Annotated in this window: 12 protein-coding genes; 9 read left to right on the top strand and 3 right to left on the bottom strand. The window is 71.5% G+C overall.

The features are described from left to right. Positions 1-14: 14 nt before the first annotated feature. Positions 15-1,250 carry an O-antigen ligase family protein gene (locus FVP77_RS09545; RefSeq protein ID WP_147894248.1) on the bottom strand — a complete coding sequence of 412 codons (1,236 nt, stop codon included), beginning with the start codon at positions 1,248-1,250 and terminating at the stop codon, positions 15-17. A gap of 141 nt (positions 1,251-1,391) precedes the next feature. On the opposite strand from FVP77_RS09545, the gene FVP77_RS09540 reads away from it, so the two are divergent. From FVP77_RS09540 to FVP77_RS09520, 5 genes are all read left to right on the top strand, one after another. Then, positions 1,392-3,389, top strand: coding sequence for an acyltransferase family protein (locus tag FVP77_RS09540; RefSeq protein ID WP_187266869.1), 1,998 nt, complete (start codon positions 1,392-1,394; stop codon positions 3,387-3,389). Positions 3,390-3,446: 57 nt separating this feature from the next. Further along, entirely contained in the window at positions 3,447-4,610 is a 1,164-nt protein-coding gene (gene manA / locus FVP77_RS09535) for a mannose-6-phosphate isomerase, class I (RefSeq protein WP_147894246.1), read from the top strand. A 152-nt stretch (positions 4,611-4,762) separates the two neighbouring features. Continuing rightward, positions 4,763-5,083, top strand: coding sequence for a WhiB family transcriptional regulator (locus FVP77_RS09530; protein ID WP_116646056.1), 321 nt, complete (start codon positions 4,763-4,765; stop codon positions 5,081-5,083). 69 nt (positions 5,084-5,152) lie between these two features. Then, complete coding sequence (locus FVP77_RS09525) at positions 5,153-7,984, top strand: glycosyltransferase (protein WP_147894245.1); 2,832 nt, start codon at positions 5,153-5,155, stop codon at positions 7,982-7,984. Beyond that, on the top strand, positions 7,981-9,369 hold the full coding sequence (locus FVP77_RS09520) for a DUF5719 family protein (RefSeq protein ID WP_147894244.1): 1,389 nt from the start codon (positions 7,981-7,983) through the stop codon (positions 9,367-9,369). The genes FVP77_RS09525 and FVP77_RS09520 overlap by 4 nt, the downstream gene beginning before the upstream one ends. Positions 9,370-9,469: 100 nt before the next feature. Here FVP77_RS09520 and FVP77_RS09515 read toward each other — a convergent pair whose 3' ends face one another. Then, the gene (locus FVP77_RS09515) at positions 9,470-9,904 is read right to left on the bottom strand and encodes a hypothetical protein (RefSeq protein ID WP_187266868.1); all 435 of its coding nucleotides are present in this window, start codon (positions 9,902-9,904) and stop codon (positions 9,470-9,472) included. A 91-nt stretch (positions 9,905-9,995) separates the two neighbouring features. Here FVP77_RS09515 and FVP77_RS09510 point away from each other — a divergent pair, with 91 nt between their 5' ends. Continuing rightward, positions 9,996-10,202, top strand: coding sequence for a DUF3499 family protein (locus FVP77_RS09510; RefSeq protein ID WP_116646754.1), 207 nt, complete (start codon positions 9,996-9,998; stop codon positions 10,200-10,202). A gap of 14 nt (positions 10,203-10,216) precedes the next feature. On the opposite strand, the gene FVP77_RS09505 is transcribed toward FVP77_RS09510, so the two are convergent. Then, positions 10,217-11,044 (bottom strand): RDD family protein, encoded by an 828-nt coding sequence (locus FVP77_RS09505; protein WP_147894243.1) that lies wholly within the window; start codon positions 11,042-11,044, stop codon positions 10,217-10,219. Positions 11,045-11,059: 15 nt separating this feature from the next. Between FVP77_RS09505 and FVP77_RS09500 the strand changes: the two genes are divergently transcribed. Genes FVP77_RS09500 through katG form a run of 3 tightly spaced genes read left to right on the top strand, consistent with a single transcriptional unit; the run spans position 11,060 to position 14,874 of the window. Next, a complete protein-coding gene (locus FVP77_RS09500) occupies positions 11,060-12,055 on the top strand; it encodes a stage II sporulation protein M (RefSeq protein WP_147894242.1) in 996 nt (331 codons plus the stop codon). A 57-nt stretch (positions 12,056-12,112) separates the two neighbouring features. Then, the gene (locus tag FVP77_RS09495) at positions 12,113-12,604 is read left to right on the top strand and encodes a Fur family transcriptional regulator (RefSeq protein ID WP_425463129.1); all 492 of its coding nucleotides are present in this window, start codon (positions 12,113-12,115) and stop codon (positions 12,602-12,604) included. Next, on the top strand, positions 12,601-14,874 hold the full coding sequence (gene katG / locus FVP77_RS09490) for a catalase/peroxidase HPI (protein WP_147894241.1): 2,274 nt from the start codon (positions 12,601-12,603) through the stop codon (positions 14,872-14,874). Before FVP77_RS09495 ends, katG begins: the two co-directional genes overlap by 4 nt. Positions 14,875-14,911: the final 37 nt, after the last annotated feature.

The following is a 14,911-nucleotide window of genomic DNA, read 5'->3' as shown; positions in this document are numbered from 1 at the left end:
TATCCGAGACAACCTCAGGAGACCTGGCCGGGCGCCTCCCCGCGCTCGATCGCCATGCTCTGCTCGGCGGGTCCGACCCCGATCAGCGGAGCCTGCTTGATCTTCGCGCCGAGGAGCACGAGCAGCATCCATCCCCACAGCAGGAGCACACCGGGTTCGGCGACGCCCTCCACGAGGAGGAGCGCCGCGAGGAGTGTGGGGAGGAGGGAGAGGGGCGAGTAGGGGCGGTCGGCGCGCAGATCGAAGCGGGGGCGGTCGATCGCGAAGAACCAGGCGCGCCAGATGAAGGCGAGAAGGGTGAGAGCGAGGAGGACCACCCCGACAGGCCCGAGGTGCGCGAAGACCTGGGCCCACGCGCCTTCGGCGCGGGAGAGCTCCGCGCCGAAAGCGATCCAGACGACGGCGCCGCCGGCGAGGCCCGCCGTGGCGTACAGGAGGTAGTACCGTGTGCGCTCGCCGGGGTGGGTGGCGGTGCGCATGAGCAGAACGGTCGTGAGCACGAGGGTGACCCCCGCCAGCGCGAGGAGGGACACGGTCGATCCCGAGCGGATCAGGATGAATGCCGCGACGACGATCCAGGCGAGCAGGACGACGCGCCGCGGGGCCCCGGCCGCGAAGCGGATCACGAAGACGATCATGGCGAGCACCATGAGCGCTCCGAGCACGCCGGGGTCGCCGACGAGACCTTCGAGGGGGCTGGCGCCGAAGAAGTCGCCGCTGGACCAGAACGTCGCAGGGTCGGAATCGGCCGAGGCGACGACGAAGCCCGGGAGGAGCGGCCCGCCCACGAAGACGCCGACCGCGAGTTCGAAGACGATGGAGAGGCCGATCAGCCACTTCAGCGCCGACGCGATCGTTCGGACGACATCGCGCCAGGTGAGCGCCGCCGCGATGAACACCGCGTGCACCGCTGCGGCGGCCAGCAGCGTCCACACGACTGCCGCCTCGGCAGGCCGGGGGCTCCAGATCATCGGCACCGCGGCCCACATCAGGAAGGCGAGCGCGACCCACGGGAGCCGGCGCCACTGGAGCGGGGGGCGGATCGTCACCCACAGCACGATCGTGACGACGACCGTCGCCGCCACGAGCACACCCGTGCCGAGGGGACCGAGGGCGAACACCCAGCCCGACCCGATGAGGGCGGAGACGATGACGAAGGCGCACCATCCGCGCAACAGCAGGTGGCCGGTCGTCTCGCGCGCCGGCGCCTCCGGGGGAGCGGACGCGGGATGCTTCGTCGAGATCGCCATCGTGCCTTCCAGGGTAGTGCGGCAGCGACCTTACGCTAGATGGATGTGCGGTCGTCTCCCCATCACCTCGCTGTGGCCAGGATGAGTCGGGCGACCTCTGCTTCGGGTGCGTTCCCCGGGCTCCGGCGTGCGACGAGGATCGTGTCGCGGTCCGCGGAGCGCCGAGCCGACATCGACGGCCTGCGCGCGTTCGCGATCGCCCTGGTGGTCATCTACCACGTGTGGGTCGGGCGGGTCTCGGGCGGCGTCGACGTCTTCCTGATGGTCTCGGCGTACTTCCTCACCTCGTCGTTCCTCCGTCGCGCCGACAGCGTTACCGCTCCGTATCTGGGTCGGTTCTGGTTGCGCAGGTTCGCCCGCTTGATCCCTGCTGCCGCCGTCACCGTGCTCGGCGTGCTCCTCCTCGCCGCGGCGGTGTTCCCCACGTCGTCGTGGAACACGATCTGGTCGCAGTCCTTCGCGTCGCTCTTCTACGCGCAGAACTGGCAGTTGTCGGCGGAGTCCGTCGACTACTACGCCCGCACCGAGACCTTCCCCTCGCCGCTCCTGCACTTCTGGTCGCTCTCCGTCCAGGGCCAGGTCTTCCTTCTTTGGCCGGTGATCATCGCGGGCGGTCTGTGGGTGGCCCGACGTCTGGGCCTCAACCCGCGACGCGTGCTGCTGATCGTGTTCGCCGCGGTCTTCGCCGCATCCCTCGTCCGCTCCATCGTCTACACCGCTGCGGACCAGCAGCTGGCGTACTTCGACACGTGGTCGCGACTCTGGGAGTTCGCACTCGGGTCGTTGCTCGCGATCATCGCGCCGTCGCTGCGCATCGGCGCCCGCTTCGGCGCGATCCTGGCATGGGTCGGTATCGCCGGCGTGCTGCTGTGCGGGATCGTCCTCGACGTCGAGTCGGGGTTCCCGGGCGCCGCCGCGCTCTGGCCGACGCTGAGCGCGGCCTTCCTGATCCTGGCGGGGCAGGCCGAGACGACGAGCGCTCCCGTGCGGTTCCTCGGTTCGACCTGGATGGTCCGGCTGGGGACCATCGCCTACAGCCTGTATCTCGTCCACTGGCCCGTTCTGGTGGCCTATCTCGTCATCACCGATTCGGCGTCGGTCTCATTCGTCGGCGGGCTCGTGGTCGTCGCCGTCTCGCTGGCGCTGGCGATGGCCCTGAATCGCCTGGTGGAGCGTCGGGCCGAGAAGGCGTCGGCCTCGTCCCTGCGCAGGAGTGCCGGCATCACCATCGGGTGGCTGCTCATCGTGCTCGTGCCGCTCACGGGGTGGCAGACCGCCGACCGCATCCGGTCCGCCATGGCCGACCCGCAGGCGAACCCCGGCGCGGCCGTCCTGCTGCCACGGAACGCCGCCAATGTGATCGCCGACGCCGACATCGTTCCGGGCGGCACCGCGGTCGATACGGACTGGGTGGACTTCGACTCGCGGTGCACGGGGGACAGGGTGCCGCGTGATGGTTCGCTGGCCGCGACCTGCCTCGAGACCCTCAGCGCGGACGGCGCCGCGCGGACCGCTCTCGTCATCGGAGACTCCCACGCGCAGCAGTGGTCGGGCACGCTGCTGCCGATCATGCAGGAGGAGGGCTGGAACGTCGTCGCGCTCCTCAAAGGCGGGTGCTTCTTCGCCCCGGGCGAGGCCGCCCAGGTCGACGCGGAATGCGAGGACTGGGAACGGGAGGCCGCGTCCTATGCCGAGGACTTCCCGGCAGACCTGGTGGTCCTGATCGGAAGCCGCGCCGTCGCCGAGTCGCCGGACGAGCGGCTGCCGCTCGGCATCGAGGAGCGGGTGGATCAGATCGTGGCATCCGGATCCGACGTCCTCCTCATCCGAGACAATCCTCGGTACGAGACCAACATGTATCGCTGCGTCGAGGACAACGGGCGAGAGGCCGCCGAATGCACTCGCCCTCGGGCCGACGTCTCGGCCGAGATCAATCCTGCGGCGGAGCTCGGGTCTCGGGACCGCGTCCACGCCGTGGACCTCCTCGACTTCCTCTGCCCCGAGGAGACGTGCCAGGCGGTCATCGGCAACGTGGCGGTGTACCTGGACCAGAGTCACCTCTCGGCGTCATACGCGGCGACCCTGACACCCGCGATGCGCGACGCCCTCGCGTCGATCCCCGGCATCCCGATCGGATAGCAGCACTCCCGTTCCGGGAGGCGAGGGCGTCCGCCGCCCCGCCCCTACGATGGGAGCGTGCTGACCCGGATCTCGAACACCCCGCGCGACTACGCCTGGGGCTCCACCACCCTCATCGCGGGGCTGGAGGGGCGTGCGCCGAGCGGCCGGCCCGAGGCCGAGGTGTGGTTCGGCGATCATCCCGGCTCTCCCTCCGAGGTGCACGACGGCACCGGCCGGACGCTCGACGACTGGCTCCCGGCGCAGGCGGCCGCCGACGACGTTCCGGCGAAGCTGCCGTTCCTGCTCAAACTCCTCGCGGCCGGTGCGCCTCTGTCGATCCAGGTGCACCCGTCGAAGGCGCAGGCCGAGGCCGGGTTCGCCCGTGAGGAGGCCGCCGGGGTGCCGCGAGACGCGGGTGAGCGGAACTACCGCGACGACAACCACAAGCCCGAGGTCATCGTCGCGCTGAGCGACCCGTTCGTCGCCCTGGCGGGTCTGCGCGACATCCGAGCGACACGACGCCTGTTCGACGGCCTCGGAGCCGACGCGGCGCCGCTGCGCGCGCATCTCGACGGAACGGATGCGCAGGAGGCCCTCCGCTCGACGATCGGCTGGCTGCTCGGGGGAGACGCGCGAACCGACGTCCATCGCATCATCGGCGCCGCCGCGTCGGCGTCGTCGGACGAGTTCGCCGACGAGCTGGCGCTCGCCGCCCGACTCGCCGAGGCGTACCCCGGCGACCCCGGGGTGGTCGTCGCGCTGCTGATGAATCTCGTGTCGCTGCGGCCGGGGGAGGCCGTGTTCGTGCCCGCTGGCGTCCTGCACGCGTACGTCGCCGGGCTGGGGGTCGAGCTCATGGCCGCGAGCGACAACGTGCTGCGGGGCGGGCTGACCCCGAAGCACATCGACGTCGACGAATTGCTCTCGCTGGTGGATGCTGCGCCCTCCCCGCCGCCGAGGCTCGCGCCCGTCGAGCTGGAGCCCGGGGTGGAGCTCTTCGACGCGGGCGTGCCCGACTTCGCGCTGCTGCACGTCGAGGTCGGCGGCGCATCGGCCACGGTGGCGCTGCGCGGCACGGCCATCGCCCTCGCGACGCACGGCACCGTGCGCGTGACGGGCGCGTCGGGGGAGGGCATCGAGCTCACACCGGGGCAGGCGATCCTCGCGACGGCCGACGAGGCTCCGCTCGTCGTCGCGGGCTCAGGCGAGCTCTTCATCGCCATGCCCGGCGACGACTGACCGCCTGATTTCACCCCGCGACACGCCGATGAATCCGTGTAAAGGTTCAATGCGCGATTGAGGCTTTAGTATCCGCGACTTGATTTCCGCGAATAACACCGGTGTAATTATGAGCGCGTGACCGACACGCGGTGGATCGCGAAGGGGACGAAATGGCGTCAGATTACCGTTCCGGTGCACCCGAGAACTGGTTCGTCGATCCGGTGCAGCTCGGCGTCCCCGGTGTTCGCCGCGAGGCCGACGTCGAAGACAACGCCCTCGCCTGGCAGACCGATGCGCTCTGCTCGCAGACCGACCCCGAAGCGTTCTTCCCCGAAAAGGGCGGCTCGACCCGCGACGCCAAGCGCGTATGCACCACCTGCGACGTCCGCACCGAATGCCTCGAGTACGCACTGCAGAACGACGAGCGCTTCGGCATCTGGGGCGGTCTCAGCGAGCGCGAACGACGCAAGCTCAAGCGTCGCGCCAGCTGATCGTCGATCCCGTCGGCTTCGGCGCGTGCGGCTCGTCCCGATCGCTGCCCCGCTTAGGCTGATCGCGCCATGCCCGCGCGAGTCCATGCCATCCTCGTCGTGCGTCCCGAGGGACGTACGCCCGCTGCGCCGCACCTGAAGCGCACGATCGACGCCCTCCGGGCGCAGACCCAACCGGTCGATGCGCTCACCATCGTGCTCTGCGGTGGCGATGCCGCGCTGACCGAGATCGCCGCCGCATCCGGTGCCGAGGGCGTCATCACCGCCCCGCACTCGACGGGCTTCGCCGCGGCGACCGCCCTCGCGACACCGCGGCTCACCGGCGACGCCGTGTGGTTGCTCGCGCAGGACACCGCGCCCGAGCCCCAGGCGCTGACGCGGTTGGCGGGTGCGCTCGAACTCGCACCCTCTCTCGCGATGGTGGCGCCCAAGCTCGTCCGCTGGGAGGACCGCACCGAGATCGTCTCGCTCGGCGTGAGCATGAGCGGCCTCGGTCGGGCCGTCGAGCTCGCCGCCGACGAACTCGACCAGGGCCAGCACGACGCCGCGGCGGACGTGCTCGGTTCCGATATCCGCGGTGTGCTCGTGCGTCGCGAGAACTGGCGCGCGCTGGGCGGACTCGACCCCGCGCTGGCGGGCGCCGACGAGGGTCTCGACCTCGGGGTCCGCGCGCGGCTGGCCGGTGACCTCGTCACCGTCGTCCCCGGCGCGCGGGTCGCCGTCGCCGGAGACGGCGTCGCATCCCTCCCCGTCGGTCACCGAGCCGGTCGCCGGGCGTTCGCGGTGCGCACGGCCGAACTCCACCGTCGCCTGAGCTACGCCCCGGGGTTCGCGGTGCCGCTGCACTGGCTGTCGCTGCTTCCCCTCGCGATCTGGCGCACGATCATGCACCTGGTCTCGAAAGAGCCGGGGCGCGTCTGGCCGGAGTGGCTCGCGACGCTGCGCGTTCTGGTGCGCCTCGATCACGTCGCTCGCGCGCGCGGCCGGATCCGGGCGGTGCGCCGCGTCGGCTGGCCGCGTCTGGCCGCGCTCCGCGTGAGCCGCACCCAGCTGCGGCTGCGCCTGGACGGCGACGCGGAGCCGACCGCGCCCGTGCGCTCCGACCTCCGCTTCTTCACCGGCGGCGCGGCCTGGGTGGTGCTCGGCGCGATCCTCGTGTCGGTCGCCGCGTTCCCCGCGCTGCTGGCGTGGCCGGCCCTCGGGGGCGGCGCGCTCGCTCCGATGCAGGACATCGTCGCCCGCCTCTGGGCCGATGCCGGCTTCGGGCAGCGCTCGATCGGACTCGCGGAGGTCGGGCCGGCCGACCCGTTCTCGGCCGTCATCGCGCTCCTCGGCACTCTGTGGCCCTTCGAACCCGCGCGCGCGATGGTGCTCCTCTGGCTCGCGGCGCTGCCCCTCGCCGTCCTCGGCGCGTGGTTCGCGAGCACCCGCGTCACCGAGCGCTCCATGCTCCGGCTCACCGCCTCCGTCGCATGGGCGCTCGCCCCGACGTTCCTCGCGGCGCTCTCCGAGGGCCGCGCAGCGGGAGTGCTCGTGCATCTGCTCCTCCCGTGGCTCTTCTACACCGCGAGCGTCGCGCACCGTTCGTGGGCTGCAGCGGGCGCAGCATCCCTTCTCCTGGTCGCCGTGATCGCGTGCTCGCCGTCGCTGGCTCCGGCCTTCGTGCTGCTGTGGTCGGCGACGCTGCTCCTCGCCGCCCTCGTCAAACGCGGTCGCGGGCTCGGGCAGATCGTGTGGCTCTTCGTGCCCTCGGTCATCGCTTTCGCGCCCCTGGTCTGGCATCAGGTGCGTGCGGGCAACCCGTGGGCACTGCTGGCGGATCCGGGCGTGCCCTATGCGGGCGCCACCGTCGCGGCCGACGCGGTCGGACGCTTCTTCCTCGCGACAGGGTTCCCCCTCTCCGACCCGGGCGGATGGTCGTCGTTCCTCTCGGGCGTCCCGACGTGGTGGGTGCTGCTCCTGGCCGCCCCGATCGCCGTGCTCGCGCTCCTCGCGGTCCTGACCCCGCGGTGGGTCAGCGGCGCGGGGCTGCTCGTCATCGCCGGTACGGGGTTGGCGACGGCGTTCGCCGCCGTCGGCGTGGCGGTGTCGTTCGCCGATGCCACCGCCGTCGCGATCTGGCCCGGTGCGGCTCTCAGCCTGGCGTGGCTCGGCGCGATCGGCGCCGCCATGGTCACCCTCGATGCGGGTGTGGTCAACCGCATGCGCGTGATCCGGCCGATCGCCGCGGTGCTCGCTCTCGCGGCGCTGGCGGTCGCGGCCGTTCCGATGCTCACGCTGTCGTTCCGCAACGAACTGGCGCTCACCAACGGCCCCGCCTCGACCCTTCCGGCCTACGTCGCCGCCGAGGGCCGCGACGACGCGCGGCTGGGCACGCTCGTGCTCGACCCCGACGACACCGGGCTCCATGTGCGCGTGGTGTGGGGCGGCAGCGAGACCCTGGGCGGCCAGAGCACCGTGATCGCGACGCGCGACTCCGTCGACCCGTCGGATCGGGAGGTGGCCGATCTCGCCGCGAGCCTCGTCACGTCCTCGGCGGGCGACGCCGTCTCCCAACTCGCGGAGCGCGGGATCGCGTTCGTGCTGCTGACTCCGGGCGACACGTCCACCGCTGATGCGGCAGCGGCGCTGCAGCTGTCGGCGTCGACCGCGCTCGACCAGCTCGGCGGGCTCGACACCGTCGGCGACACCTCTCGCGGCACGCTCTGGCGGGTGACCGAGGCGGTGGAGCCCCGCGCCGAACCCTCGCGCATGACACGGGATACCGCGCTCCTGATCGCCGGCATCCAGATCGGTGTCGTCGTCATCGCGCTGCTCCTCGCCATTCCCACGACCGCCAGCCGAGGAACGGCGCGCCGATCGCCGCGCATCGTCGGACCGACTCCCGGGGAGACCCGATGACCGATTCACGAGCACGCCGCTGGGCCACCACGAGCGCACGACTCGTGGTGGGCACGGGCATCGCCGCGGCCGCCGTCGTCGCGGTCGGGGCCGGGATCGCCGCTCCTTGGCCCACCCTCTCCGCCGAACCGGTCAGCGTATCGGCGACACCGGCGCCCTCGGCCGCGACGGTCGTCTGCGACGGCCCGATCCTCGCTCTCGGCCGCACCATCGAAGACTCCGGCGCGATCAGCATCGCTGCGGGGCAGTCGGTGGTGTCAGGTCCGTCGACCACCGCCGCGGAGCCGAAGACCGTCGCGGGGCCCGCGGGAGCCCAACCCGTCGCGCTCTCGGCCGATCCCTCCGGCGGAGTCCGGGCCGAGCTCGCGGCGTCGGGTTCGGCGTCGCTCGCCGATGCCGACCTCGCCGGGTTCGCCGCCTCGTCGTGCGCGACGCCGCTGCTGGAGTCGTGGCTCGTGGGGGGAGCGACCACCACCGGTTCGAACGATCTCATCGTCGTGTCGAACCCGGGCGACGTCGCCGCGACGGTGCAGCTCACCGTGTACGGCGTCGACGGTCCGCAGCTGCCACCCGGTGGCAGCAACCGTGTCGTCGCCGCCGGGTCGCAGGTCGTGATCCCGTTGGCCGGACTCCTCCTCGGCGAGGAGAGCCCGGTGGTGCGTGTCACCGCGAGCGGCGCGCCGGTGCGCGCGTCGCTCCAGGCGAGCCTGGCCCGCGCGCTGACGCCCGGGGGTGTCGACCAGGTCGGCGCGCTCGCCGCTGCCGCGCCCCGTCAAGTGATGCCGGGCGTATCGGTGGTGTCCGAGCCCGACGGTGCGAATTCGGCGACGATCGTGCGCCTGCTGGCACCGGTGGGCGATGCGCAGGCGACGGTCACGATCGAGTCTGTCGACGGCTCTGCCGAGCCGCGAACGTCGACCGTGCCGTTGACGGCGGGACTGCCCTCCTCGCTGGCCTACGACGATCTCGAGCCCGGTCGCTACACGGTCACGGTCGACGCATCCGTGCCCGTCGTCGCCGGCACGTTCGAGGCAACGGGCTTCGGCGAGGGCGACGACTTCGCCTGGTACACGTCGGCACCCGAGATCTCCACCGCGAGCGTCTTCGCGGTGCCCGACGGACCCGACGCGACCCTGACGATTGCGAACGCGGGAACCGACGCCGCGACCGTCACCCTGGTCGACACGACGGCCGGCGGCTCCACCACGCTCTCCGTCGCGGCGGGCGAGTCGACCGCCGCCCCCGTCTCACCCGGCAGCGTCTACCGGCTCGAGCCCTCCGCGCCGGTGCACGCCGGCGTCGACTTCTCGTCGGAGAGCGCGATCGCATCGTTCGTCGTCTGGGCATCGGATGCTGCGGCGCCGCCGCTGACCGTCTACCCCTGAGCCGACGCGCCCGCCGGCATCGGTGACATCGGTCGAGATCGGTGCGTGTGAGCGCTCGCGCGCACCGCTTCGGGCCGATTCGACCGACAGCGGGCGAGACTCAGAAGAAGCGGAAGCGCTCGGGACCGAGGTCCCACGGGTCGCGGTCGAGGTATTCGGCGGCGGCGCGGAAGACGCAGCCCTCGATCACCATCCGGCGGTGCATCTCGTCGTCGCGGTGCAGGTGACTGAGCCGCTCGATCGGCACACGGAAGAGGATGATGCGCTTCTCCTCGCGCAGTACCCGCCAGCGGGGGATGCCGGCGTTCTCGACGAGCGGCGGCATGATGCCGATCTCGAACGAGACGTCGCGCAATTCGTCCCACGCCGATCGGAGGAACTCCGCAGCTGTGCCCACGGCGAGCTCGAAGCGCTCCGCACGGGTATCGAGCGGGGGGAGCGGGGGCCGCACCACCGGGCTGCGATTCTCGCGCCCGTGGCGCCCGTGGCGGGACGGGCGCGGCGCCGCGGTCTCTCGAACCCGTCGCCACGCCATGCGGCCCATCCTACGCGGCGGCGGCCAGGCGTTCGGCGGTCAGCGGGGTGGCGTCGCGGGCGTGGGGGAGGCCCGCACTACGCTCGGGACAATGCGCGAGAGACTGTGTTCCAAGGTGGCGTGCGCCCGTGAGGCCGTGTCGACGCTGACGTACGACTACGGCGACCAGATGGCCGCGATCGGGCCCCTGGGGCGCGCCGACGACCCGCACGCGCACGACCTCTGCGCGATCCACACCGAGCGCCTCTCCGTTCCCCGCGGGTGGATCGTCGTTCGACACGAGACCCTCCAGGTCTGACGCCCCCCGACGATTCAGCGCAGCGAATCGCCGGTGCCCGCGAGGAGCGCGTCCACCCGCTGGTTCTGCCGGTTCAGCGCGCGCCACTCCCGGTCGCGCCGCACGGCCGCGACCCCTCTTAGCAGCGTCTCGGCGTCGACCTGCGGGATGGGGGCGACGTGCGGCCGCACCTCGTCGGCGAGTGACGCGGCGAGTCGAGCGCGCGGCGCGGGCTGCAGATCGGACGCCTGTCGCACGAACTGCGCGATGCGCGACGACAGCCGATCGGGAAGCCGGTCGACATCCGCCGTCCTCGCCCAGTCGACGAGAACATCGGGAACCCCGGGAGCGGGCGGCGGAAGGCGCTTCGTGCGCGTGCGCTCAGAAGAGGTGCCGGCCAGCAGGTCGCCCAGCCGCTGCGCGCGCGGGGTGAAGGCACCCACGAGGGCGGCGACCGACCCGAAGGTCAGCCAGATCTCGAGCACTCCCGCCAGAGCGCGCAGCAGCGCGTGGCGGAATCCCGTCGCCCCGCCGTCTGCGCGCACGATCCGCCCGCCCACGGCGAGCTTCCCCAGGCTCCGCCCGCGGGTGAGCGTCTCCACGGTCGTCGGCAGCACGACGGCGACGAGCACCAGCACGACGATCACGACGATCGGCAGCACCTCCGCGCTCAGCGCCCCGGCGTCGATCAGGGCGAAGGCGGCCAGCGCGAACAGCACGAGCACCGCGATCGAGACGAGCACGTCGATCAGGAGCCCGACACCGCGGAGGAAGAAACCCACGGGCTGCACGTCGAGGGCGACCGCCTCGCCGGTGAGGGTCTCCTCCTGAGGGATCCGTACCGGGGCGTGCGCCTGCGTCATGGATACAGTTAACCAGTGGACCTCGATGCCCTCACCGCCGCACGACGCGAGGAATGGGCGCGCCTGGACGAACTCGGCAGACGCCGGCGTCTGAGCGGCCCCGACGTCGACGAGCTCGTCACGCGCTACCGCGCAGCATCCGCCGATCTCGCCGACATCAAGACCTCGGCCGGTCGAACACCGCAGGGCGACCACGTCTCGACCCTGCTCGCCCGCACCCGGCTGCGACTGACCGGTGCGCGCGAGAACGTACTGCGCCAGGTTCCGCGCTTCTTCGCGCGGCAGCTGCCGGCGGCGCTGTACCGCGTGCGGTGGTCGACCCTGGCCGTGGCGGTGGCCTTCCTCGTGGTGGCGAGCCTCGTCGGTTCATGGATCTCGTCGGATGCTGCCGCCCTCGCCTCACTGGGGGAGCAGGTTGATCTGCAGGCCTACGCCGACGACCAGTTCACCGGCTATTACACCGAGAACCCCGCGGCGGTGTTCGCCGGCACGGTCTGGACGAACAACGCCTGGATCGCCGCCCAGTGCGTGGTCTTCGGCATCACCGGCTTCTGGCCCGTCATGGTGGTCATGCAGAACGCCGTGGGCGTGGGCCAGGCCGCCGCCATCATGTTCGCGTTCGGCCGAGGCGACATCTTCTTCCAGTTCATCCTCCCGCACGGGCTGCTCGAGCTCACGGCGATCTTCGTCGCCGCGGCCGCGGGCCTTGGCATCTTCTGGGCGTGGATCGCTCCCGGGCGCCGTTCTCGCGGGGAGGCGCTCGCCGCCGCCGGCCGCTCGCTCGGCACGATCGCGGTGGGGCTGGTGTTCGTGCTGGCGCTCTCGGGTCTGGTCGAGGGGTTCGTCACCCCGCAGACGTGGCCGTGGCAGATCAAGCTCACGATCGGCGCCGGAGCACTGGCGGTGTTCCTCGTCTACATGCTCGTGGTCGGGCGCCGCGCCGCAGAGGAGGGCGAGTCGGGCGATCTCACCGAGTACGAGGCGGGCACGCCGCGCCTCGTCGCCGGCTGACACGCCCGGTGACCTGCTCTTTTTGAGCAACTCAAAAAGAAGCCGTACGTTGGAGTCGTGACCGATCTTCCTGCGACCTCCGATACCGAGGGCATGCTCCGTCGATCCGGTCTCCGCGTCACGGGCACGCGGGTCGCGGTCTTCGACGCACTGAGGGACCTGCCCCACGCGCGGGCCGACGACGTCTTCGAGCGGGTGCGCCCCGCGCTCGCTCACACCAGCCTGCAGTCGGTCTACAACGCGCTCGGCGACCTCACGGCGGCGGGCCTGGTCCGGCGGATCGAGCCCGCAGGTCACCCCGGGCTCTTCGAACTGCGGGTCGACGACAACCACCATCACCTCGTGTGCGCATCCTGCGGACGCATCGAGGACGTCGACTGCACGGTCGGGGCGGCGCCCTGCCTCGTGCCGGCCGACACCCACGGCTTCACCGTGTTCTCAGCGGAGGTGACGTTCTGGGGTCTGTGCCGACCCTGCAGCGACGCCGCAGCATCCGCCCCCATCGACTCGACCTCTGCCCCCACCCACCCCGCGGAAGGAACCGAATGACCGACAGCGAAACCCCCGTCGTCACCGACGAGGAGACCGAATCGACCACGACCACCGGCGAGGAGTCGCCCGCCGCCGGCGCGAGCTGCCCCGTGCTGCACGAAGACCTTCCCCGTCCCACCGCGGGAGACCCGAACCACACGTGGTGGCCGAACAAGCTCAACATCGACCTCCTCGCGTTCAACCCGGCCGAGCGCAACCCGCTCGGCGTGGAGTTCGACTACGCGGCCGCGTTCCAGGGTCTCGACCTCGCCGCGGTGAAGGCCGAGATCCTCGAGGTGCTGACGACCTCGCAGCCCTGGTGGCCCGCCGACTTCGGCCACTACGGCCCGCTCATGATCCGCCTCGCCTGGCACAGCGCCGGCACCTACCGGGTGTGGGACGGCCGCGGCGGTGCAGGCAGCGGACAGCAGCGTTTCGCACCGCTCAACAGCTGGCCCGACAACGTCGGCCTCGACAAAGGCCGCCGTATCCTCTGGCCCCTGAAGAAGAAGTACGGGCAGAGCCTCTCGTGGGCCGACCTCTTCATCCTCGCGGGCAACGTCGCGCTCGAGTCGATGGGCTTCCAGACCTTCGGCTACGCCGGCGGACGCAAGGACGTCTGGGAGCCTGAGAACGTCTACTGGGGCTCGGAGACCGAGTGGCTCGGCGACGAGAAGCGCTTCCCCGGCGGACGCGAGGCGAAGAACCTCGAGAAGCCGCTCGCGGCGACCCACCTCGGCCTCATCTACGTGAATCCCGAGGGCCCGGGAGGCAACCCCGACCCGATCGCCGCCGCTCACGACATCCGCGAGACGTTCGGCCGGATGGCCATGAACGACGAGGAGACCGTCGCGCTGATCGCCGGTGGGCACACCTTCGGCAAGACGCACGGCGCGGCGCCCGACTCGAACCTCGAGGGCGATGTCGAGGCCGCGGGTATCGAGCAGCAGGGGCTCGGCTGGAAGAACAACCACGGAACCGGCAAGGGCGACGACCAGATCACGAGCGGGCTCGAGGTCACCTGGACCTACCACCCGACGCGCTGGGACAACGAGTTCTTCCACATCCTCTTCTCGTACGAGTGGGAGCTGTTCAAGAGCCCCGCGGGCGCCTGGCAGTGGCGCCCGAAGGACGGCGCGGGTTCCGACCTCGTGCCGCTGGCCCACGACCCCTCGTCGCGCCGCGAACCGCGCATGCTGACGACCGACCTCGCGCTGCGTTTCGACCCGTCGTACGGCGAGATCTCGCGCCGGTTCTTCGAGAACCCCGACCAGTTCGCTGATGCGTTCGCCCGTGCCTGGTTCAAGCTCACGCACCGCGATCTCGGTCCGAAGGTGCGCTACCTCGGCCCCGAGGTGCCCGCCGAAGACCTCATCTGGCAGGATCCGCTTCCGGCTGCCGAGTCCGAGCCGATCGACGCGACGGATGCTGCGGAGCTCAAGCGCCGCATCCTCGAGTCGGATCTCACGCCCGCTCAGCTCGTGTCGACCGCGTGGGCCGCAGCATCCACGTTCCGCGGCGGTGACAAGCGCGGCGGTGTCAACGGTGCCCGCATCCGTCTGGCTCCCCAGAAGGACTGGGAGGTCAACAACCCCGCCCAGCTCGCGACCGTGCTCGAAGTGCTCGAGAACGTGAAGAGCGGGTTCGATGCGGCGCAGACCGGAGGCAAGCGCGTCTCGATCGCCGACCTCATCGTGCTGGCGGGCAACGCCGGGGTCGAGCAGGCGGCCCGCGCCGCCGGCGTCGAGGTCGAGGTGCCCTTCCGCGCCGGACGCGTCGACGCGACTCCCGAGCAGACCGACGAGAAGTCGTTCGAGTGGCTGGAGCCCGTCGCCGACGGCTTCCGCAACTACCAGAGCCGTTCGGCGTCGCTCCCGGCCGAGTACCACCTGATCGACAAGGCCGCCCAGCTCACGCTGACCGCGCCCGAGACGACGGTGCTCGTCGGCGGACTCCGCGCGATCGGCGCCACCTGGGACGGCTCGTCGTTCGGCGTGCTCACCCAGACGCCGGGCGCGCTCACGAACGACTTCTTCGTGAACCTGCTCGAACTCGGCACGACGTGGAAGCCGCTCGACCCCGGCTCGCACGCGTTCCAGGCGCACGACGACGCCACCGGCGAGGCGACCTGGATCGGCACCCGCGCCGACCTGGTGTTCGGCTCGAACTCCGAGCTGCGCGCCCTGGCCGAGGTCTACGCCTCGGACGACGCCCGTGAGACGTTCGTCGCCGACTTCGTCGCCGCCTGGCGCAAGGTCACCGAGCTCGACCGCTTCGACCTGGTCTGAGGCTCACCGCGACGCGGCTCGTCCCTCCGGGGGCGGG

The sequence above is a fragment of the Microbacterium hatanonis genome (assembly GCF_008017415.1).
Classification (GTDB): Bacteria; Actinomycetota; Actinomycetes; order Actinomycetales; family Microbacteriaceae; genus Microbacterium; species Microbacterium hatanonis.
Note: the sequence above shows the minus strand (reverse complement) of the source record. Positions and strands in the feature narration are given on the sequence as shown.

Bases quoted from the DNA above. Each gene is read 5' to 3' on its own strand.
- katG (WP_147894241.1), top strand. From the start codon at position 12,601: ATGACCGACAGCGAAACCCCCGTCGTCACCGACGAGGAGACCGAATCG.
- FVP77_RS09520 (WP_147894244.1), top strand. From the start codon at position 7,981: ATGACCGATTCACGAGCACGCCGCTGGGCCACCACGAGCGCACGACTC.
- FVP77_RS09530 (WP_116646056.1), top strand. From the start codon at position 4,763: ATGGCGTCAGATTACCGTTCCGGTGCACCCGAGAACTGGTTCGTCGAT.
- FVP77_RS09505 (WP_147894243.1), bottom strand. From the start codon at position 11,044: ATGACGCAGGCGCACGCCCCGGTACGGATCCCTCAGGAGGAGACCCTC.
- FVP77_RS09515 (WP_187266868.1), bottom strand. From the start codon at position 9,904: ATGGCGTGGCGACGGGTTCGAGAGACCGCGGCGCCGCGCCCGTCCCGC.
- FVP77_RS09510 (WP_116646754.1), top strand. From the start codon at position 9,996: ATGCGCGAGAGACTGTGTTCCAAGGTGGCGTGCGCCCGTGAGGCCGTG.
- FVP77_RS09545 (WP_147894248.1), bottom strand. From the start codon at position 1,250: ATGGCGATCTCGACGAAGCATCCCGCGTCCGCTCCCCCGGAGGCGCCG.
- FVP77_RS09525 (WP_147894245.1), top strand. From the start codon at position 5,153: ATGCCCGCGCGAGTCCATGCCATCCTCGTCGTGCGTCCCGAGGGACGT.